Source organism: Vibrio sp. L85, from assembly GCF_963871815.1.
Lineage (GTDB): Bacteria > Pseudomonadota > Gammaproteobacteria > Enterobacterales > Vibrionaceae > Vibrio > Vibrio harveyi.
Map to the genome: position 1 here is coordinate 79,815 of NZ_CAWMYL010000244.1, position 19,891 is coordinate 99,705.

Annotated in this window: 20 protein-coding genes; 17 read left to right on the plus strand and 3 right to left on the minus strand. The window is 45.1% G+C overall.

Annotated features, from left to right (window positions below; translation table 11 throughout):
* Positions 1–81: 81 nt before the first annotated feature.
* The 8 genes from AACR11_RS24575 (at position 82) to AACR11_RS24610 (ending at position 7,564) form a co-directional block, all read left to right on the plus strand.
* Positions 82–1,929 (plus strand): M3 family metallopeptidase, encoded by a 1,848-nt coding sequence (locus AACR11_RS24575; protein WP_029788773.1) that lies wholly within the window; start codon positions 82–84, stop codon positions 1,927–1,929.
* A 62-nt stretch (positions 1,930–1,991) separates the two neighbouring features.
* Positions 1,992–2,528, plus strand: coding sequence for a DUF924 family protein (locus AACR11_RS24580; protein ID WP_029788772.1), 537 nt, complete (start codon positions 1,992–1,994; stop codon positions 2,526–2,528).
* Positions 2,529–2,671: 143 nt separating this feature from the next.
* A complete protein-coding gene (locus AACR11_RS24585) occupies positions 2,672–2,962 on the plus strand; it encodes a putative quinol monooxygenase (RefSeq protein ID WP_009695991.1) in 291 nt (96 codons plus the stop codon).
* A 204-nt stretch (positions 2,963–3,166) separates the two neighbouring features.
* Positions 3,167–3,877: an HAD family hydrolase gene (locus AACR11_RS24590; protein WP_029788771.1), complete on the plus strand. Its 711-nt coding sequence runs from the start codon at positions 3,167–3,169 to the stop codon at positions 3,875–3,877.
* Positions 3,878–4,032: 155 nt separating this feature from the next.
* Entirely contained in the window at positions 4,033–4,350 is a 318-nt protein-coding gene (locus tag AACR11_RS24595) for a DUF4144 family protein (RefSeq protein ID WP_005447351.1), read from the plus strand.
* A 139-nt stretch (positions 4,351–4,489) separates the two neighbouring features.
* Entirely contained in the window at positions 4,490–5,218 is a 729-nt protein-coding gene (locus AACR11_RS24600; RefSeq protein ID WP_029788770.1) for a class I SAM-dependent methyltransferase, read from the plus strand.
* 62 nt (positions 5,219–5,280) lie between these two features.
* Complete coding sequence (locus AACR11_RS24605) at positions 5,281–6,531, plus strand: hypothetical protein (RefSeq protein ID WP_029788769.1); 1,251 nt, start codon at positions 5,281–5,283, stop codon at positions 6,529–6,531.
* A gap of 94 nt (positions 6,532–6,625) precedes the next feature.
* The gene (locus tag AACR11_RS24610) at positions 6,626–7,564 is read left to right on the plus strand and encodes a LysR family transcriptional regulator (protein WP_005447345.1); all 939 of its coding nucleotides are present in this window, start codon (positions 6,626–6,628) and stop codon (positions 7,562–7,564) included.
* A gap of 35 nt (positions 7,565–7,599) precedes the next feature.
* On the opposite strand, the gene AACR11_RS24615 is transcribed toward AACR11_RS24610, so the two are convergent.
* Positions 7,600–8,046, minus strand: a complete 447-nt coding sequence (locus AACR11_RS24615) for a hypothetical protein (protein WP_029788768.1) — start codon at positions 8,044–8,046, stop codon at positions 7,600–7,602.
* A 363-nt stretch (positions 8,047–8,409) separates the two neighbouring features.
* Here AACR11_RS24615 and AACR11_RS24620 point away from each other — a divergent pair, with 363 nt between their 5' ends.
* The 6 genes from AACR11_RS24620 (at position 8,410) to AACR11_RS24645 (ending at position 16,760) form a co-directional block, all read left to right on the plus strand.
* On the plus strand, positions 8,410–8,901 hold the full coding sequence (locus AACR11_RS24620) for a VOC family protein (protein WP_005428296.1): 492 nt from the start codon (positions 8,410–8,412) through the stop codon (positions 8,899–8,901).
* A 215-nt stretch (positions 8,902–9,116) separates the two neighbouring features.
* Positions 9,117–10,787 (plus strand): ABC transporter ATP-binding protein, encoded by a 1,671-nt coding sequence (locus tag AACR11_RS24625; protein WP_029788766.1) that lies wholly within the window; start codon positions 9,117–9,119, stop codon positions 10,785–10,787.
* The gene (locus AACR11_RS24630; RefSeq protein ID WP_029788765.1) at positions 10,780–12,468 is read left to right on the plus strand and encodes an ABC transporter ATP-binding protein; all 1,689 of its coding nucleotides are present in this window, start codon (positions 10,780–10,782) and stop codon (positions 12,466–12,468) included. Before AACR11_RS24625 ends, AACR11_RS24630 begins: the two co-directional genes overlap by 8 nt.
* A gap of 51 nt (positions 12,469–12,519) precedes the next feature.
* Positions 12,520–14,493: a TonB-dependent receptor gene (locus AACR11_RS24635; protein WP_029788764.1), complete on the plus strand. Its 1,974-nt coding sequence runs from the start codon at positions 12,520–12,522 to the stop codon at positions 14,491–14,493.
* Positions 14,493–15,740: an MFS transporter gene (locus AACR11_RS24640; RefSeq protein ID WP_029788763.1), complete on the plus strand. Its 1,248-nt coding sequence runs from the start codon at positions 14,493–14,495 to the stop codon at positions 15,738–15,740. The genes AACR11_RS24635 and AACR11_RS24640 overlap by 1 nt, the downstream gene beginning before the upstream one ends.
* 153 nt (positions 15,741–15,893) lie before the next feature.
* A complete protein-coding gene (locus tag AACR11_RS24645; RefSeq protein WP_009695980.1) occupies positions 15,894–16,760 on the plus strand; it encodes a helix-turn-helix transcriptional regulator in 867 nt (288 codons plus the stop codon).
* A gap of 236 nt (positions 16,761–16,996) precedes the next feature.
* Here AACR11_RS24645 and AACR11_RS24650 read toward each other — a convergent pair whose 3' ends face one another.
* Complete coding sequence (locus AACR11_RS24650) at positions 16,997–17,458, minus strand: ecotin family protein (protein WP_005447335.1); 462 nt, start codon at positions 17,456–17,458, stop codon at positions 16,997–16,999.
* Between the two features lie 210 nt (positions 17,459–17,668).
* Between AACR11_RS24650 and AACR11_RS24655 the strand changes: the two genes are divergently transcribed.
* The 3 genes from AACR11_RS24655 to AACR11_RS24665 all read left to right on the plus strand — a co-directional run bounded on the left by AACR11_RS24655 (position 17,669) and on the right by AACR11_RS24665 (position 19,079).
* A complete protein-coding gene (locus AACR11_RS24655) occupies positions 17,669–18,265 on the plus strand; it encodes a LysE/ArgO family amino acid transporter (protein ID WP_079325169.1) in 597 nt (198 codons plus the stop codon).
* Positions 18,266–18,304: 39 nt separating this feature from the next.
* Entirely contained in the window at positions 18,305–18,724 is a 420-nt protein-coding gene (locus AACR11_RS24660) for a VOC family protein (RefSeq protein WP_005447332.1), read from the plus strand.
* A 103-nt stretch (positions 18,725–18,827) separates the two neighbouring features.
* The gene (locus AACR11_RS24665) at positions 18,828–19,079 is read left to right on the plus strand and encodes a TIGR03643 family protein (protein WP_005447331.1); all 252 of its coding nucleotides are present in this window, start codon (positions 18,828–18,830) and stop codon (positions 19,077–19,079) included.
* A 29-nt stretch (positions 19,080–19,108) separates the two neighbouring features.
* On the opposite strand, the gene AACR11_RS24670 is transcribed toward AACR11_RS24665, so the two are convergent.
* Positions 19,109–19,834 (minus strand): hypothetical protein, encoded by a 726-nt coding sequence (locus AACR11_RS24670; RefSeq protein ID WP_005447330.1) that lies wholly within the window; start codon positions 19,832–19,834, stop codon positions 19,109–19,111.
* Between the last annotated feature and the right edge of the window lie 57 nt (positions 19,835–19,891).

Here is a 19,891-nt window from a genome sequence, read left to right on the forward strand (position 1 = left end):
TCGCATTCCTTTCTGCTGCTTAGGCGTGCCATAATCAACGACGATAAAAACCTCAATAAAGCAAACATTTGAAGGATCAAAATGACTGCAACGGAATACCTAAACGACCTCAACCAACGTTACCTCGCTATCCATCGCACCAAAGAAGACTTCTTTTGGGAAACCTACATGGGCATCAGCGACGACCACGATGGTTCGACAAAAGCACAAACCGCTTGGACCAATTTCTTGAGCAACGCCGAACAAATCTCAGCCATCAAAGCGCAACTTGAATCGGCTGAAGCGATCGCTGATCCACAAGAGAAACAGCAAACGCAAATTGGTTTGCAAGGATGGTTGGCAACATTTGAATCGCACGCGATTGAAGGCGAACTAGCTCAAGCCCAAAAGAATGCTCTGATTGCATTTGAAGCCGAGTTGTTCGAGAAAAAGCAAAATCATGTCCTGACGTTTACCAATGAGAACGGTGAACAAACCGAGGGCTCTTTGCCTGTATTGTCTTCGACCATTCGCGCCAATAATCACGAAGAAGTGCGTCAATCAGCACATCAAACGCTACTCGACCTTGAGCAATGGTTGCTTCAAAACGGCTTTATTGAGCTGATCAAGCTGCGTAACCAATTCGCACGTTCTTTGGGCTACGAAACCTTCTTTGACTACTCAGTGAAGAAGACGGAAAAGATGAGCTCTGAGCAACTGTTCAGCATCTTAGATGACTTTGAACTGCGCACGCGCGATGCCCACCTAAGCAGCTTGGCAAACCTTGCAGAGCAGAAAGGTCAAAGCGCACTGACTGGCTACAACTTTGTGTATTCGTTCGCCGGTGACGTCATGCGTGACTTAGACCCGTACGTACCGTTTTCAAAATCACTACGTCGCTGGGTAGAATCATTCGGTCGCCTAAATATCGAATACTCAGGCGCAGAGCTGACGCTAGACCTGCTTGATCGTAAAGGCAAATACCCGAACGGTTTCTGTCATGGCCCTATCCCGTCGTTCTACAACCAAGGCGAATGGGTTGCCGCGCAGGTGAACTTCACCAGTAACGCGAAGCCAGACCAAGTGGGCAGCGGCTATGATGGCATCAATACTCTGTTCCACGAAGGGGGGCACGCTGCGCATTTCGCTAATGTCAAGATGAACGCGCCGTGTTTCTCTCAAGAGTTCGCACCAACTTCCATGGCATACGCAGAAACACAATCTATGTTCTGTGACAGCCTGCTGACCGATGCCGATTGGCTAAAACAATACGCGTTGGACGCAGAAGGTAACCCAGTACCGGATGAGATCATCCAAGCGATGATCAATAGCCGTCAGCCATTCAAAGCGTACGAAGAGCGCAGCATTTTGGTCGTGCCGTATTTTGAACGCGCACTTTACCAATTAAGCGATGAAGAACTGACGCCAGAACGCATCACAAAGCTGGCACGCGATTGCGAAAAGCAAATCCTTGGTTTGGAGTGCAGCCCACGCCCATTGATGGCGATTCCACACCTTCTGTCTGATGAAGCAGCGTGTGCCTACCACGGTTACTTGCTAGCACATATGGCGGTTTACCAGACTCGCGCTTACTTCCTCGAAAAGTTTGGCTACCTGACTGACAACCCAGAGATTGGTCCACTACTGGCGAAACATTATTGGCATGCGGGTAACCACCTATCGCACAACGAGACTATCGTTAGTCTCACGGGTGAGGGCTTTAACGCTAAATATCTGGCAGACGTGTGTAACCTATCCCCAAAACAAGCATGGGAAGTTCAGCAGCAGAAGATTGCCTCGCTGCAAACTCGTGAACGTGCTCCAGTAGCGTCTTTAAATGCCAGCATCAAAGTGGTGGATGGCAGCAAAGAGCTTGCAAGCAACTCGATCTCAGACGAGCAGATGTGCGAGCAGTTTGAGCACTACATCGAAGAGACTTACGGTCGATAAGCGAAACCAAGAGCTGGGGGGTATTATATACTCCTAGCTCTTTTTCTATCAGGGAAGCAAGCATGTACCAAGATATCCTGACTTTCTGGTTTGAAGAACTGGAACCAAAAGACTGGTTTGTGAGTAATGCAGACGTCGATAAACAGATCGAAACGCGCTTTCTCACCACCTTAGAGCAAGCCGCTCAATCTGAATTGTTTGACTGGCGAGAGACGGCACAAGGTCGCCTCGCAGAGATCATTGTGCTCGACCAATTCTCTCGCAATGTTTATCGCAACACGCCCAAAGCGTTCGCTCAAGATGCCCTCGCACTTGCCTTGGCACAAGAGACGATTCGTTTAGGGTTGGACCAAGAATTGACCGACGTTGAGCGCAGCTTTTTGTATATGCCATTTATGCACAGTGAATCTAAGCGGATTCATGAAGAGGCAGAAAAGCTGTTCAAAGCTCTGGGGCGAGAATATAACTACGAGTTCGAACTAAAGCATAAGGTGATCATTGATCGCTTTGGTCGCTACCCACACCGCAATGCGATTTTGGACCGTGATAGCACTGCAGAAGAAGTGGAATTCTTACAGCAGCCTGGTTCCAGTTTTTAAACACAGCTAGCACAAAATTAAAGCAGGATTATCAATTTATATTTGATAATAAATCAATCATTGTGCTGTTTATCATTTGGTGATTCGCGACTAATCTTTACCTCGTCAACACGATACATCACGATCAACAGAGGATTTCCACCATGGCTAAATTGACCATCGTCGCTAACATCATTGCCAAAGCAGACCAAGTAGAATTGGTAAAAGCTGAGCTACTGAAACTGATTGATGTCACTCGTGCCGAGGAAGGTTGCATCAACTACGACCTTCACCAAGATAACGAAAACCCAGCGCATTTCACCTTCTACGAAAACTGGGAATCACGCGAACTATGGCGCAAGCACATGGACAACGCGCACCTAGCACAATACATGAAAGCAACAGAAGGCGCGGTAGACACCTTCACTCTAAACGAGATGTCGCACATCGCTTAACGCCTTGTACTACGCAGCACGCACTAGAAAGCCAGCAACCATCACCTTGCTGGCTTTTTGTTTTTCTTTCGCTTGGTCTCTTTTCCCTCCTTTCCGAGCGATTCAAAGCAAGCTTATGAAAACATGAGCAAGATCTGATTATCTCCCCCCTAAGACTGGCAAGATTTAAAGCTACTCACCCTCTGCTGTATCAAAAGGTTTTGCATGAAGTTAGACGCCGTATTGTGGGATTACGATGGCACCCTAGTAAATTCTGTTCCGAAAAATATCGACATCACCAAAGCGATATTGTCCGTTGTAGCGCCGCACCTGACCGGGGATAACTTACCGAAATACCTACGCAGTGAAGCGGATTATCATCATGCCAATCACGCAGCGAAAAACTGGCAAGAACTGTACGTAAACTACTATGGTATGTCCCAAGACGAAATGCTCATAGCCGGCACCATGTGGGCAGAGCACCAAGAACAAAACCAAACACCAGTGGATCTATTCAATGGTATTGCCAATGTGGTGAATGCGTTCGCGCACCTGCCACACGGAGTCTGCTCTCAGAACTCGCAATCCAACATTCGTAACGTACTTCGCGCCAACCAAATCAATGCACCGTTTAAAGCCGTCGTGGGCTACGATGATGTGTCCAATGGACATCAGAAGCCGGATCCTTTTGGTGGCATCAAATGCATTGAATCCATCTTTGGGCACACGGATAAACAGTTGCTGATGTACATTGGTGACCACGAAGCGGACACGCTTTTTGCACGCAATATCGAGCAACATTTAGGTAGCAACTGCAAAGTGATTGCCGTAGCAGCAGCGTACAGTGGCGCTCAACCGCAGCACTGGAACGCCCAGCCAGATTATGTGGCACATCAAGTAGACGACTTAATCGACATCATTGGTAATTACGCTTAGCCTCAACATGCACAACACTGAAAACCCGAAAACCATCTCGAAGACAGAAAGCCTTTTGCTCTCTTAAGGCTTTGTGTATCGTACATGCCTTGTGCTGGCTTACCCGGCTCACGCGCAACTTCAGACCATTCACACTCAATACCGAAGGTAACGCAATGATCACATGGCCTTGTTTACTTAAACTCGATGGTGACGATGAACTGGTGTATTTAGCTTCACCAAAGCAGCTAAATGCAGAATGCCAAGCTTTGATTTGGGGTCAGGATGACATAGTGATTGATACGCAAGGTCATTGCTTTGCATTGAAAACCAGTGCCAACAACACGGTGGAATTGGGCCTTTTGCCACAAACATTGAATGTGCAGCAAGTGACAGAGCTGATTCAAAAGCACGAATTTAGCAAAGCACAACGTTGCATCATCAAAATCCATTTTGTGTCGGTCCAGCAAGCGATTGAAGCGTTGGCTGATTAACAATTACGCCCTTGTTTTTATGCTGAGATAAAAACATAAGCACATGAATTTCGATACTTTCTCATTTTGAGACTCATAATCACTAAAAACAGCGGAGTGATTCTTGCTACCTCAATCTTTTGGCTTTGAGGAAAATGACATGCAAGAAAAAGTTCGCCAATTGGATGCGCAGCAAACCACCTCATTTGACACGGAATACATCGATAAAGGCATGTTTGAAGTACTAACCAAACAACTCAACATGCTCTATCCTACCCAGCAGCCTTTTCACCTACTCGATGTAGGTGGCGGGAATGGAATGTATGCAGATAAGATTTTGAATCATTATCCCAATGCTCAAGTCACGCTTATCGAGCCAGAAGCGTCACTCATCGCCAAAAACCGTCCCAACCCAAACAAACATCTGGTCTGCCACCTTTTCCAAGATGCTGCGCTTGAAAGCAGTTTTGATATCATCCAGTTCAACTGGGTTTTGCATCACTTTGTTACCGACACCTATCAGTCCACCAAGCAAGTACAGCAAGAGGCTCTTCATTGTGCCTACCGGCATTTAACCCCAGGAGGGCTGATTGTCATGTTTGAATACTTCTACGAAGGGCTTTTAGTGAACAATTTACCCAATTCACTGATTTATCGATCTACCTCATCCAAGCTACTAGCACCGCTCACTCAACGACTAGGTGCGAACACTGCGGGCGTTGGTGTCTGCTTCCATAGTCGTACTACTTGGCACGATATGATCATTGAAGCGGGCTTTAAAACCGTCTTGCACGTTCCCTTCTATGCCTTTGGCAATTTGAGTAGTCTCAAGACCAAAGCGTTGCATTTGCGAAAACAAAATGTGGGATTATTGATTGGTAAAAAGTAGCTAATCCGCTATTAAAATTTGTTAATCTGGCACGATGAAACGTGTGAATAGTGAAGCCGCTTATGAACAAGGTCGTATTGGTATTTGGTGGATTGGGGAGCGCCAAATCGTCTGTGGTGGGTTTGTATAAGAACCTTCTGCACACCTTAAGTTCTCGCTTTGATGTCGTCGCCATTGACCCTGCAGTTCAACATCCCAAGTCCTGTGCATCGCAGTTCCAATTCCCTTACTCCGCTCGCTACGCCGATCTTGATGCGTTTTTACAAGCTCATTCACACACTGACGTTGCTGCCACCTTCGTTCTAACACCGGTCGGCACACATCTTTCCACCATTGAACAAGTGAGTAACGCCCTCGACATTCAAAGCCTGTTGTTTGTGGTTGAGAAACCGTCCTTCTCTTTAGCTGAAATCGACACAGGCTTTAACCAAGTCATCCCTGAGCTTAAACGTCGCGGAGCACAGTTTTACTTTATTGATACCGCTTTGGTTTCCCCTTCGTTGGAAGCACTCTTTGCCGATTCATCTATCGCGCTACCTGGCTCTGCCCCGCGCAAGATTATCGCGATTGCAGCCGACAACCCTATCGACAATGATGAAGCGATCCAAGACTTTCGTTTTGAAAACCGAATTGCGTTACTCAACACCAGAAAGCTACTTAACTTAGCCACCAGCGGCGGCGGAGGTTATGGCTTTGATATGGGCATTCATGCGATTGCAGGGCTAGTTCGCTACCTGCATAAATCCGGCATAGGAGACTCGCAAGTTGAACTAAAACAGATCCGTGCCGAACGTATTAACGAATCGCAATTGGAGTACACACAAGGCGCTGAAACCCATCTCTATATCGAAGGCGAACTCACGTCTCCGGAGGGCAATATTGAAGTCGTGATTGAGGCAGGAAAAGCGGGTGATATTTGGGACAGACGGTTGGAACTGCACTACACAGACCGCGTCATCGCAATTGGCTTTGGCACACTCAAGCATCCTCCTTATCTTTGGGAGAGAAGCCCCAATGGCATCAAGAGCACCACATTTGATGTTTCTGGCTCAGGTTATGCAATGCACTTTAACGACATCCTATGCGCGCTTGGTTTTGACGCAGAGCCTTTGCTCTCACAACAAGAAAGCGAAGCCTTGATGTCACAATCGATGAACTTGCTGCGCTGCGTATTTGACGCCATCGGCGATACCCATCAAGTTCGCGAACGAAACATTACCGTGGTTGATAAACACATACCCAAATACCTATCGGAAGCAGAGCTAGAGATTAGGAAAGAGCTCAGTCAATACCTCAACAGTTTGATTCATTAAATGGGCAACGAGTCAGTATTTCTGGCTCAATTCAATTAAGTGATATAGTTTCTATTCATACCCTTCAATTTGTAAGTTGAATGATAGGAATATCATGATAAATCTATCCCACTTAATCAAAAATGATATGAACCTGCTGATTTGTCTGTACGTTTTACTGCAAGAACGCAGCGTGAGCAGAACCGCAGAAAAGCTATTCTTATCTCAATCGGCCGTCAGTAAACAACTTACTAAATTGCGCCAGGAGTTTGATGACCCCTTATTCGAGCGAGAATCCAAAGGTTTATTGCCGACCCCAAAAGCGTTGGCATTGGAGAGCAAACTGCAACAAATCCTGATGCAAATTGATCAGCTTCGTGAACCAGAAGAATTTGACCCAGAACGCTCGACTCGCGTTTTTAGTATCGATCTTATCGAAACCGCTTACTCCACAATTTACCCACGTTTTCTGCCTCAGGCGTTATCCAGTGCACCGAACATCACCATCAAAAGTGCCGATTGGAGCCACAGCAGTATTACTCGATTACAAAGGCGAGAAATCGATTTTGGTGTCGGTATTTTTGAGTTTGATGATCGTTCGAAAACCCATGTCGACACCATCCCTGACACACTGAATTACGCAGAACTGATGCGCGATACTTCGGCATGTATATTAAGAAAAGGACACCCAGCATTAGAGGAAGAATGGAACCTTGATGCGTTCTTAAAGTACCGCCATATACAAGTCATCACAGGAGGCGTGTCTAGTTGGCTACTGCACGAGGTGCTCGACACAAAACGACTGCGCATTGATAACGCCGTCAACATGTCCGACATTTCCAGCGCGGTAAAACTGTGTGAAAAAAGCGACTTGGTACTGACCTACCCCTACAAAAGCATCCGCGAGTTCGAAGGTAAATCAGACATTGTGATCAAGCCGCTCCCGATAGAGATGGAGCCCGGTGGGTTCTTTCTACTTTGGAACAAGCAACTCGACAACGACCCAAGCCATAAATGGTTAAGAGAGCTAATCGTCAGTCAGTCTTATGCTTAATCTCAGAGCCTGTAACCAAAGTAGAAAATGCAAAGCTATGAGTTGATGTACTGTAGATGAACATTCAAGCGCCAAAAGTAGAGTGCTTGCAAAGCGATAACAGAGAATGTCGAAAGTAATTCAATAATAAAATAATGTTGATCGCCAAAATCAAAAGATACGATAGCCATCCCAACAAGCACAGATAAAGCGACAAACCTAAAAGACAAAGGGATAGATAAAGCGATAGAGCGAAGAATGTAGGTTTTACCATCTCTATTGTTCGTTCTATACGTGACACCTACCCCCAAAATTGACACAACTAAGATACCGATAGCCTCGGTTATCATAGCTTCATTGCTTGCATACGGTGCCAAGATCATCAAGTACGGGGTTACCGTATAAAAGATTAAGAATATTAAAGCGTATTTAATCCAATCACTGTCTGGCACTTTGTTGTCTCTTAGCTCCTCAGACAGCTTTGATGTTTTCCAAATGTACAAATCCTTATTCCTTTTATATGTGAGTTCAGATTAAAGGCTCCCCTAAAACCCTAACTACCAACGTTCAAAAACAACCAGTCAATATCAATAAAAACAGATAATTAGCATCAATTTCGACCTTAAGTTTACCTCACAAAACCATTCACGATCGATATAAAACAACCTAAAAAGTAAAGAAATTTATAAGATAACCATTTGATAAGCTCGCGGAATACATTTGTTTATTCTTCTTCTTACCCATCAATAACAAAAAATTATTATTATAAAAATTATTGATAATTTCATGTAATCGGAAATTCTCAATATACTCTCCTCCATCGAAACGAAACACGAACTAATCATCACAGTTTTTGGAGCAGAATTATGAAAATGAATCACGTAGGCATCATGGTTGGCGATATGGACAAAGCAGTAGAGTTCTACACTAAAGCGCTTGGTCTTCGCATCGTAATGAACAACACAAAAGTTATCGAAGAGCGCGAATCAGCAATCGGTCGTATGTGTATCGCCGTATTCGGTGAAGGCTTCAAAGGCTTCAACATCGCTCACCTAGTGACATCTGACGGCATCGGTGTAGAGCTGTTTGAAATGAAAGAGCGTCAAGAGCGTCACGAAGTAGACTTCTCTCGTCTAGGCATCTTCCACTTCTGTCTACAAGTAGCGAAAGAACAGTTCCCACAAACAATCAAACGTATTGAAGAGTTTGGTGGTAAAGCTCGCATGGACATCATGCGCTACCACCCAGAAGACGACAGCAAACAAGCTCAAATGATCTACATGGAAGACCCGTTTGGTAACTTGTTCGAGCTCTACTCACATACTTACGAAGAGACTTACGCGTCTGATTACGAATAATTAAACGTCTAAGAACAAAAAAGGACTGGCACTAAGCCAGTCTTTTTTTAATAACATCAGTTTATTAAGCTCAACCAATCTATATTTCTTCTTTTTTAACTCCCACGTTAATATTGCTAGCACATAAAGATTCCCGATATTCGCTTTCTATTTCCCGATATTGCTATTGTTAAAATAACGCTTAGATGAGAATACCTCCCATTAAGGAGTCATCTATGCATCTAACGGACAAGATGAGCGTCACTCAAGCACTCATCTCATTATTAAAAACGGAAAAAAAACGCATCACTTATACCGGTGTTAGCGCTGTGTTGTGTGTGTTCGCAGAACTCGTCACTTGGATTTGCTTATACGCCGCATTGAGCAAGTACCTAAATACCCAAAGTCTCTATTTCTACTTAGCCCTTATGACCATTGCAGTCTGTGTGCGCTATTTTTTCTATACGATTTCGGTATGGCAGGCGCACCTTGCGGCTTATCAAATTATTCAGACCATTAGGCAGAAGCTCGTTCGTGCTCTGTCCGAAATGCCAACCGCTAAACTGATGCAATACCATCGTGGAGATATAGAAAAACGACTCAGCGACGATTGTCAGAGCCTTGAACCTCTTATTGCTCATCATACGACCGATATTATTACTGGTACTTTACTTCCGTTTGTTTTGCTTGGTTTTATGGTCAGCATCGATTGGCAACTAGGCTTAATCGCATTAAGTCCTCTCCCCCTCGCCGTGATTGTCCAAACAGTCATGATGCGTGGCTTTTCAGATAGACAAAAAAAGTACAATCAAGTCGTTGCGAATATGCACAAAGCGCAACTAGAGTTTTTGCGTAGCATCGGCGTGATGAAACTATTCGGCGTTGACGCGGACTCTTACCGCCAGTTAAGCAATAACATGACTAAGCACCACAAGCTGGTTAACGCTTATACCAATCAAATGGTTGGAGCATGGGTCACCTTTACCACCTTAGCTCAGGCGTCTTTGGTTCTTGTTATTCCATTCGCCATCGTCAAATTGACCCAAGGTTCATTAAGCCCGGTCGAGCTCGCGATGATCGTGATTCTTTGTGCCGGTATCCTTAAACCATGGTTGGATCTAACACAGATATTTGGGCAAGTGCAGCAGTCCTTTTCTTCTCTAGAGCGAATACTACCTCTGTTCTCAGCAACGTCGGATCAACATTTCAAATCCATTGCAACGCCTTATGTCGAGCTTTGTTGTGAAAACTTAGCAGTCAAACGTGACTCACTCGATATCGTCAGTGGACTGAACCTTCAGTTATCTCATGGCGAGTGCATCGTAATTCAAGGCGCATCAGGCTCAGGGAAAAGTAGTCTACTGGCAACGCTTTACGGAGAATTAGCAACATACGAAGGCGATTGGTTTATTAACCAAAAAGCCGTGTCTTCGATGTCCGATAGAGAACGAAGCCAATTTATCTCAGTTGTCGACCAACACCCTGTTTTCTTCAGCGCATCAATACGCGAAAACTTGGTCTTAGGAGATCGATTGATACACGACTCCGTGATTATCAAACTCCTCGATATGCTTGGACTTTCTGCACTTATCGAACAGCTTCCGAATGGTTTGTATTCCAGTATGGATGAAACCGAACGCAATTTTAGTGGAGGGGAACTACAGCGGTTAGCCATCGCTCGCGCCATGCTAGTACGCCCTGCCATTCTGGTTTTAGATGAAGCGACTTCTCATCTAGATAAGGTAACGGAAAATCGTGTTCTAGAAGCAATACGTCAACATGCACCGCAGCAAATCCAATTGGTCATCAGTCATGGTTCACAAGCATTAACCATCGCTAACCGAGCGTTTTCATTATCACACGGGCAGCTTAAACAAATTCATCTTGAGGAGACCGTCTGTGCGTAACATTCTCAAGCTACTCGATCACGCAGATATCAATCCAAAAACGTTTTTGGCTGGCATCGCTGGCAAAGTGTTCAGTGAGATTCTGCCATTATTTTGTTGGCTACTGATATTCGGAGCCCTTACCCAAACATGGTTACTTTCTCTTGAAGCCCTATTTGCAGTTTCACTTATCACGGTTGTCGTTCAATGGCGGTTAGGACAATCCGCCAAACAAAGCTTCTTAGGCGCTTATGACATTACTCACCACCTGAGAAAAGTGCTACTACATGACATTCGTAGCCAACCGTTTTCCAAGATCACAGGGCAAGGTCTGGGAGAGCGCATTAAGCTAATCACTCGTGATTTAAAAGCATTCGAAGACATTTTTAGTCACCTAATTGCTGACTTGATCGCAGCTTTGGTGGTTCCGTTCACGATGCTTTGTGTACTGCTATTTTGCTCACCTTACCTAGCCTCACTTATGCTGATTGTTATGGTGATCGCGAGCCTATTGCTGTGGAAATTCGAAGAAAACTTTTCCAAACAAGCACAACGCCATGTCGATAAAAATGCTTCTTGCACCAACAAACTGCTCGAATACATAGCTTGTTTACCAACGCTAAAACGCTTTGGTCGCAGTGAAGTATTAGCGACTCCACTTAATCAAGAATTAGCAGACTTGCGCAAAACAGGGTTAGGGGTTGAATGGGCTGGTGGAATTGGCGTCATTTTAGCAAGCTTGTTACTTGAGCTTTCTATTCCGATGGTTGCGGCGCTCGGTGCTTACTTAATGAGCCTGGGCAACCTTACGCTCGGGGAGTGGTTAGTTTCAATCATTGCTGCCGTCGCTTGTATCCGACCATTTGTACGCATGACTATTTTCTCTACGTTACTCAGATACATGGCTAAATCTGCCGATCGTCTATATGCCCTAAGCCAAGAACCGCAGCAACCTGTGCATGGTGTTCAAGCACATCACCACGACATCGAATTCAAAGCAGTTGAGTTAACTCTGGATGGCAACACCATTCTTAAAGACATCAATTTGCAGGTTCCATATGGGCAACATATCGCGCTCATCGGTACCAGTGGAGCGGGAAAAACCACCTTGTTAGATTTACTTGCTGCATTCCACATCCCCACTCATGGAGCGGTAAGAATTGGTGGTTGCACGGTAGAAGCAACAGGGACAATGCACTGGTACCAGCACATCTCCTACGTTACCCAAAATGTGCAATTGTTCGCTGGGACGCTAAAAGAAAACTTGCTCATCGCCAAAAAAGACGCGAGCACCGAAGAGTTAGAAACTGCAATCACTACCGCAGGACTTGATGAGCTGATCGCTCGCTTGCCACAAGGACTAAACACCGAAATAAACGAGAATGGCAAGGATTTATCGGGTGGAGAACGTCAACGCTTGTCCCTCGCAAGAGCGTTGCTTCATGATGCGCCCATTGTGCTGCTTGATGAGTTTACATCCGCACTCGACCACCCCAAACAACGGGAAATACTGCATAGCATTACCGAGTGTTTTGCCTCTAAAACCATGATCACAGTAGCGCATCGATTGGACACCATTGCTGATGCAGATTGCATCTATTTGATGAACCACGGTCGCATTGAGGATTTTGGCTCGCACGACCAATTAATCGCAACCTCTTCCCACTACCAGTCTCTGTGGGAAGCTCAACATAACAATTAAAAATTCAGCGCTGTGAGTAGTGCTAACTTATTCAGATTCAAGGAAAACAGTATGTACAAGATTTCTTCGCCGCGCACCGTCATTGCGAGCGCTATCCTCACAATTTTGGGTACTTCATACTCCTATGCCGAAGAGACGCCACCAGCAATGGAAGTGGTTATCGTTGAAGCAACCAAGTTCGATACTCCTCTATCGCAAGTGAACAATTCAGTTGTGGTCAAAACGGGAGAAGAACTCGAAAAAGCAGGCATTTATCAGGTCAAAGATCTCGAGATGGTATTCCCTGGACTGCTTATACTAACTCGCGGGAACCGAACTTACGCCAACACCACCGTTCGTGGGATTAGTTCACCTGACTACTATTCGCCAACCGTGAGCATTTATGTTGATGGCGTCCTGCAAGATAACGCTTTTGTCACTCAACCGCTGATTAACGTGGAAAAAGTCGAATTGCTGCGCGGTCCGCAAGGCACTCTTTACGGTGGGAACGCGCAAGGCGGTGTCATTAACATCGTGACTCGTCGTGAAACTGACGCCACCGAAATTAAAGCTTCTGCTTTATATTCTAATTTGAGTCAGCAAGTTGATGCTGTCGCCGCTACCCGTTTATCTGACTCCATTTCAGCGGATATTGCAGCTAGATATGTCTACGATGAAGGTGATATTAAACACGCCACCAGCGGGGAAAAAGACGCAAACGATGCAGATGAGCAAGCATTAAAAGTTCGCTTTCACTACTTACCAAATGAGTCAAAACTTAGCGCAACCCTATCAGTCGCCGCAGATAAGCTCAACAGCCATGAGGAGTGGTACCTCACTGAGAGTGAACATGACTCTGGTGTAAAAGACGCACCAATCCCCAAACTTAAGCGAGACGTTAATACTTTCGCGCTGAATCTTGGTTACGATTTAGATTCCTCTCAAATCACAAGTATCACCGCTTATCAAACACGCGAGATAGACCGCGAATATGTCTATGGCTACTACCAAGAAGATCAAAACAAGTTCAGCCAAGAGCTACGTCTAAACCAACAATACAACGATCGTTTTAGCTACGTAGTTGGCGGCTACTTGGAATATCGCCGTTTGGACGTTTCAGCCAATAACGCACGAAATAAATTGGACTATGACACGTACGCGTTGTTTGGGCAGGCAAACTACCAGTTTGCACCACAATGGGATGTCACTCTTGGCGTCCGAGCTTCATACCTAAAAGTAAACTCTGACTTCAACGGTAACCCGGCATGGTTTATCAATCCTTATAACAAGGAACAGACAGAATCGACGGTTTCACCAAAAGCTGCAATTGGTTGGCAAGTGAATGAGGAATCTCGACTTTACGCTTCCATAACCAGTGGTTACCGACCGGGGGGCTACAACGTTGTTCCTCTGAGCAATGCAGATGCAAGCGGTTATGACGCGGAAAAATCACTGAATGGCGAGCTAGGCTGGCGCACCAACTTTGCGAATCAAAAAATCGATTTTAGTGGCGCATTGTACTGGATTAAAACGGATGATATTCAACTATATACCGGTACGCCAGGGCATCAAACTCTTAAAAATATGGGCGAGGCTCTGAGTAAAGGTATCGAAGCTGAGTTCGCTTTCTACCCAACCGATGATCTGACCATCACTGCTGCCGGGACTTTTGGACGTTCAACATTTGAATCAAACAACAGTACCTTTGAAGGGAATCGACTGCCTTACGCGCCAGACACCACGGCAACGTTGGGCTTTAACTATTACCTACCAGTAACAGGAATCAAAGGCGACATTTCGATCAACTCTCAAGCTCGTTATAACTCTAAAATCTACTTTAACGAAGCTAACTCACTATCACAAAGTGCGTACACTCTCGTCGATCTATCCATTAACTACGACTACAGCGAAGCTCTGTCTATCTCGCTCTTTAGCAACAATATTACTGACAAAGACTACACCACTTACGCATTCTCTTATGGTCAGACATACAGCAATTACGGTACAGGTAGAGAAGTTGGTGTGAAAGCGAAGTACGAGTGGTAATGAAACCTATGGTTAGCGCTCAAGGAATCAAACTCAAACCATTGCTCGCCGTTCTGGCGAGCGTTTATACCATCCAAAGCTTAGTCAGTATGTTCACACTTCAAGGCTTGCCAGCGATAATGCGACATGAGGGCATAGATACCTCCCAAATAGGGTTGTTCTACCTTGCAATGCTACCTTGGGTCGCTAAATTTTTGTGGTCACCTTGGATCGAACGGCAACGCAAAAAGGGAGCGAGTTTACAAAATCACGCCATCATTATTTTTGGTTCTCAGCTAGTTTTAATTGCCATACTCGTTGCGCTTTGCGTCATTGGAACGATCGAGAATCGAATGACCCTGTTTGCTGGCGTTTTGGTTATCAGCTTATTTTCCAGCTTCGCTGATATCGCTACAGACGGTCTGGCGATTGACCAGTTGGAAGCAAAAAGAAGATACCTAGGCAACGTCATGCAAGTTGGTGGTTCGTATCTAGGGGCTGTTTTTGGCGGTGGATTATTTATCTATGCGACTTCATTGCTCGATTGGCAAACCGCATTATTCGGTCTGGCTCTTCTGACTTTATTATTCAGTATGCCAACGCTTTGTTTATTCTGGAATCACAGCGCCAATCAGAAAAGCGTGCCAACAGCTCACACGCCCTCCCTTAAAGCTGCATTTTCTAACCCTGAAGTAAGGATTGGACTGCTCCTTGTGACCGTATCGCAGCTCGGAACGAGAGGGGCATTATCAATGATGATGCCTTTCTTAGTCGACAGCGGTATACAGCTAGAAAACTTAGGGCTTTTGGTTGCAGGTGGAGGAGTGATTACCGGTTTAATTGGCGTAGTGCTAGGTGGCTGGTTAATCAAAAAAAGTCGAGCACTCAATGTGTTACTACTAATGATGGTCTTTGAAGTTGTATTTTTTAGCTTCTATTTAGCATACGACTTAAATATTGCTGAACAGGGATGGTTAATCGCGGGTATCTTTGTCGTTAATGGCATCATTACGTCGGCTAAATTTGTTGCGCTTTATACTCTAATGATGGGGTTTGCCTCCGGACATCAGTCAGGTGTGAACTTCTCTCTTTTCCAATCGATGGATATGTTCATTGCAATCGTGATGGCTATCATTTGCGGGGCACTGATCGGCGCTTTCGGGTATTCAGTGCATTTTATGTTAATGATCGCTTTTAGCCTCATCGCTATCTTCATAATCCCAGTCTTAAAACCAAATGAGAAGGCGAGCCTCATCTCACAAATCTAACCAAGCCCTGTCGTTAAAGATGCTCTAGGTATATCCAGAGCTTCTTTCTCTGTGAACTCGACTTAGTTCAACAATCTCTACAAATGATATCTATTATCATTTATATTAATTGCTCAGGAAGATGCTCACGAGAAAACGACGAAGGCTGAAACAATGAGTAATATCGTGAAGAGCTTAAACTTAGTAGGCGGCGTAGATGGAACGTTTGATGTTGTTGCTCTCGATGATGGTGTGAATGCCTACATCGTTAACTGTACAGCAACAACGGACATTCAGTTCAATGATCCGGCAGACGCGGGGTTCTATATCAGCTTTGCTGGTATTAACCACGCCTACAGCCCAAAATACCCTGATTACCCTGCAGCATCTTTTGCTTCTCGATGCATAGCATCCCTTTTGCCGAAGCCTGAACCTGTAAATCCTATTGAGCTAGGAGAAGGAGGTCGAATTGAGAACATTCGGATTCATTTCCCATTACACCATAGCTTGACTAAAAATCTTCTTCCTCAAAATAGGGGCTCATCATTTAAGCCTTTCGATCTTTATGAAACAGGTTGGCAAATGCCACTTACAGGAGAGATTCTTAACGTTGCCAAATCGATTTGGAACAATGACTTCCAAGGTATAGCCCGAACAGTATGGCTAAGAGGAAAAATCTTAGAGCTGCTTGCGTTACTCATGGTGCACAAAGAGCCTAAGTCTCTCGCCGAGCAAGCGTGCGACCTCATTGCAACGCAGCCCCATATTGATTGGAACATACCGGGCTTATCTAAAGAACTCGCGACGAATGAATGCTATCTAAAGCAATCCTTTAGAGAGCAGTTCAATATGGGCGTCGCAAGCTGGATCCAAGCTTATCGCATCAGCCTTGCCAAAGAACGTTTAGCCAACCCTAATGAGTCCATCACCAAAATCGCCTTAGATTTGGGTTATCAAAGTGGTAGCTATTTTTCGAAGGTATTCAAACAACACACCGGACTTACGCCCAAAACATTTCGCAGCCGCTCTCCAAAACAGTAATCGGTGTCGCACAGCGACGAAAAAGCGTGATATAGAAAAAAGGCTTGGTACTGAACCAAGCCTTTCACTTATTAAATGACTTGTTGAGGCGGGGTGCGCTTTGAGATACCTCGTTGACAGCCAAGATGGCTTCATCACCTTTGGTATGAATATTCAGGCGCAAAGTGCAGACGACGAACAACCCGCTAATCCTAACAAGCCACTATAAGTCAGAGCGGCTTTGCTAGGCTTCAAGATCACTCTTCAGGAGCCCATACGCGGATATCGACATCCAAATCAGCGGGAGCGTAAACCACGACTGGTAGCTTGCTGTTGTAACGGTACAAATCACGAGTCGGCATTTGCACGAACGTTTCGACCTTCTCCATATCTTCAGGACAAGCCATTAACGTTGAGATAACACCACCCGCTGAAGAATCAACTTGATAGTAGGTATAACCCCAACCTTCCAATGTATGCTCCGTCACAGAGCCGCCTAAAGATACGCGGTTACAGTCTGTTTCCATCATTTTACCAACCACTAACTCTACGCGCTTATCTGCTTCGTTGCTTGCTGGGTCTACATAGAAAACATGTTTTGTCATGCTCTCCATTTCCGGAAACATCTCTGCTGATGGGCGAGATACATCATTTGCTGAATTCATTGCAGAACATCCGCTCAGTGCCATAGCACCGGCAGCTAACCAAACTGCTTTCATCGTTTTTTCCTTTTTCATATGGACGTGCATATTGTAACTGGGAACACCAGATTAGTGTAAATATGCGATGCAAATTGCTCGCGACTCTCACAATTACGACGTATCCCCCCATCGAACAGTTCTGGCAAGTCTCTAATCTGGACCTTGCAGCGATTTGGCGACAAGGTTATGGTTTAAAACCTGATTTGGTCACAATTCAAGGAAGAGAAAATGACCACCTATCTTGCTGGTTTTACGCTGGGCATTTCCTTAATTCTGGCTATTGGGGCGCAAAATGCCTTCGTTTTAAAACAAGGCATCAAACAGCATCATATATTCTTAGTGTGCTTCTTATGCGCCTTGTCTGATGCCATTTTAATTTCTCTTGGTGTCGCGGGTTTCGGTTACTTGGTAACTCAGTTTCCTTTGATCGAGACAATTGCGCGTTACGCTGGCGCAGCGTTCTTAACTTGGTACGGCATCAGTAGCCTACGCTCTGCATTCACACAAAAACACATAATGAACCCTGAAGGTGATGCCTCAAAAAGTGCATGGCAGACAGCACTGATTTGCTTGGCATTCACATGGTTAAACCCGCATGTTTATCTTGATACAGTGGTGTTGCTGGGCTCTATTTCCACTCAATATGAACCACATAAATGGCAGTTTGCGATAGGTGCTGTTTGTGCCTCTTTCGTATTCTTTTTCAGCCTAGGCTATGGCGCAAAACTGCTTATCCCGATCTTCAAACATGCGCGTTCTTGGCAGATTTTGGAATTCATCATTGGCTTTGTCATGCTGGCTCTGGCGATCAGCTTGCTGGTTTAGTGCGTATACTTTTCTCATCATGGAAAAAAGGGCAACGTCATGGCAAATACAAGCAATCCAATTGAAGTAAAAGCGCTCGACCACGTGGTACTAAGAACAGACAATCTCGGCGCGATGCTGCACTTTTACCGAGATATATTAGGATGCCCAATAGAGCGTGAATTACCAGACTTGGGGTTAACTCAGCTTCGTGCAGGAATGGCGATCATTGATTTGGTGACGGTCGATAGCGAACTCGGAAAGCTAGGTGGAAAATCGCCCAGTCAAAACGGTCGTAACCTTGACCACTTTTGCGTGCAAATTGCCCCTTTCGAGGAAAAAGAACTGCTGTCTTACTTACGCCAAAACAATGTGCATGTTGCAGAGTTTGCTGAAAGATATGGTGCCCAAGGCTTCGGGCGCTCTGTCTACTTGGAAGATCCAGAAGGCAATGTGGTCGAGCTGAAACCACAGAAATAGTGCACCAGAAAACCACCCATTTTCGACCAGAAACATCCCTAAATGAATCCCAATCGCTGCGCGTTACGTATGTGTATATCCAACAGCAGAACAGGATTAACGAATGACCTTTAGCGATGACATGCTATCAAGAATTATTGAAATGGCATGGGAAGATAGAACCCCGTTTGAAGCCATCCAACATCAATTTGGTTTGGACGAGAAAGGGGTTATTAACTTAATGCGCCACCACTTACAACCGAGCAGTTTTAAGCTTTGGCGACACCGAGTCTCCGGCAGGAAAACCAAACACCTAAAACTGCGCTCTCCAGAAGTGAAGCGTGGCTATTGCCCAACACAGTACAAACAACGTTGAGCCTCTCTTAAATTTCTAATGCTATGTGCTTAAACCATAAAATACGGCGCACTATCGCGCATGAACTCAGCCATTGAGGCTAGATAGTCCCATGTCTCTCGGTAAGTGTGGTTCATACATTGGGTGAACACCTGACACAAAGACGGGTCCTCTTCCAACCACTGGCTGACATGCTGAGCCGTATAAGAGACCTGCTTCACCTCATCATCCAGTATTTTTTGAATGGTTGGGCGCATCTCTTTCAGGTAAGGGACATCAGATTGATCAATAAAACTAAGCTGCGCGACCAGCAAACACCATGAACGGATTTCAACAGAATGCGCGCGGAAAAGGTGAATTTTAATATCGTCGTAGAAGTTGCTAACGTTGTTAAAATTGAAATCACTAGACTTGGCTTCTTGGTATACCTCAGTTTGGTATCCCGTCAACGGGATTAAGCTGGCATACATAGCGGAGTGATTTAAGTCGTTTTGACAATGGTGCATGATTTGCTGCTTCATTTCCCCTTGCGCATAACGATTGGCAATCATCTTGAGCCGCTCTGCGCCCTCTTCCTCATTGATGGCGTTGTGCAACAGGTAATACGCCATGGTTTGCTTGCTCTGAAAAATCTCTTGAGTGAGCTCATTCATCGCTTTTGGTGTAAGGGAAGAATCCGAATAAAGGTAGCTTGCAATAGAGGCTTTGTACTCATTAGAGGGCACAAAGTTATTATCTTCTAACAAGTTATAAAGGCTGGTCTGTAAACAATTCATGTCACCTTCCTTGATGGTGTTGCAACGCAACACGTCATGCTGACAACGTAGAAAGTG

Excerpts from the sequence above, each read along its gene's own strand:
- AACR11_RS24575 (WP_029788773.1), top strand. The coding sequence starts at position 82 with ATGACTGCAACGGAATACCTAAACGACCTCAACCAACGTTACCTCGCT.
- AACR11_RS24580 (WP_029788772.1), top strand. The coding sequence starts at position 1,992 with ATGTACCAAGATATCCTGACTTTCTGGTTTGAAGAACTGGAACCAAAA.
- AACR11_RS24585 (WP_009695991.1), top strand. The coding sequence starts at position 2,672 with ATGGCTAAATTGACCATCGTCGCTAACATCATTGCCAAAGCAGACCAA.
- AACR11_RS24590 (WP_029788771.1), top strand. The coding sequence starts at position 3,167 with ATGAAGTTAGACGCCGTATTGTGGGATTACGATGGCACCCTAGTAAAT.
- AACR11_RS24595 (WP_005447351.1), top strand. The coding sequence starts at position 4,033 with ATGATCACATGGCCTTGTTTACTTAAACTCGATGGTGACGATGAACTG.
- AACR11_RS24600 (WP_029788770.1), top strand. The coding sequence starts at position 4,490 with ATGCAAGAAAAAGTTCGCCAATTGGATGCGCAGCAAACCACCTCATTT.
- AACR11_RS24605 (WP_029788769.1), top strand. The coding sequence starts at position 5,281 with ATGAACAAGGTCGTATTGGTATTTGGTGGATTGGGGAGCGCCAAATCG.
- AACR11_RS24610 (WP_005447345.1), top strand. The coding sequence starts at position 6,626 with ATGATAAATCTATCCCACTTAATCAAAAATGATATGAACCTGCTGATT.
- AACR11_RS24620 (WP_005428296.1), top strand. The coding sequence starts at position 8,410 with ATGAAAATGAATCACGTAGGCATCATGGTTGGCGATATGGACAAAGCA.
- AACR11_RS24625 (WP_029788766.1), top strand. The coding sequence starts at position 9,117 with ATGCATCTAACGGACAAGATGAGCGTCACTCAAGCACTCATCTCATTA.
- AACR11_RS24635 (WP_029788764.1), top strand. The coding sequence starts at position 12,520 with ATGTACAAGATTTCTTCGCCGCGCACCGTCATTGCGAGCGCTATCCTC.
- AACR11_RS24640 (WP_029788763.1), top strand. The coding sequence starts at position 14,493 with ATGAAACCTATGGTTAGCGCTCAAGGAATCAAACTCAAACCATTGCTC.
- AACR11_RS24645 (WP_009695980.1), top strand. The coding sequence starts at position 15,894 with ATGAGTAATATCGTGAAGAGCTTAAACTTAGTAGGCGGCGTAGATGGA.
- AACR11_RS24650 (WP_005447335.1), bottom strand. The coding sequence starts at position 17,458 with ATGAAAGCAGTTTGGTTAGCTGCCGGTGCTATGGCACTGAGCGGATGT.
- AACR11_RS24655 (WP_079325169.1), top strand. The coding sequence starts at position 17,669 with ATGACCACCTATCTTGCTGGTTTTACGCTGGGCATTTCCTTAATTCTG.
- AACR11_RS24660 (WP_005447332.1), top strand. The coding sequence starts at position 18,305 with ATGGCAAATACAAGCAATCCAATTGAAGTAAAAGCGCTCGACCACGTG.
- AACR11_RS24665 (WP_005447331.1), top strand. The coding sequence starts at position 18,828 with ATGACCTTTAGCGATGACATGCTATCAAGAATTATTGAAATGGCATGG.
- AACR11_RS24670 (WP_005447330.1), bottom strand. The coding sequence starts at position 19,834 with ATGAATTGTTTACAGACCAGCCTTTATAACTTGTTAGAAGATAATAAC.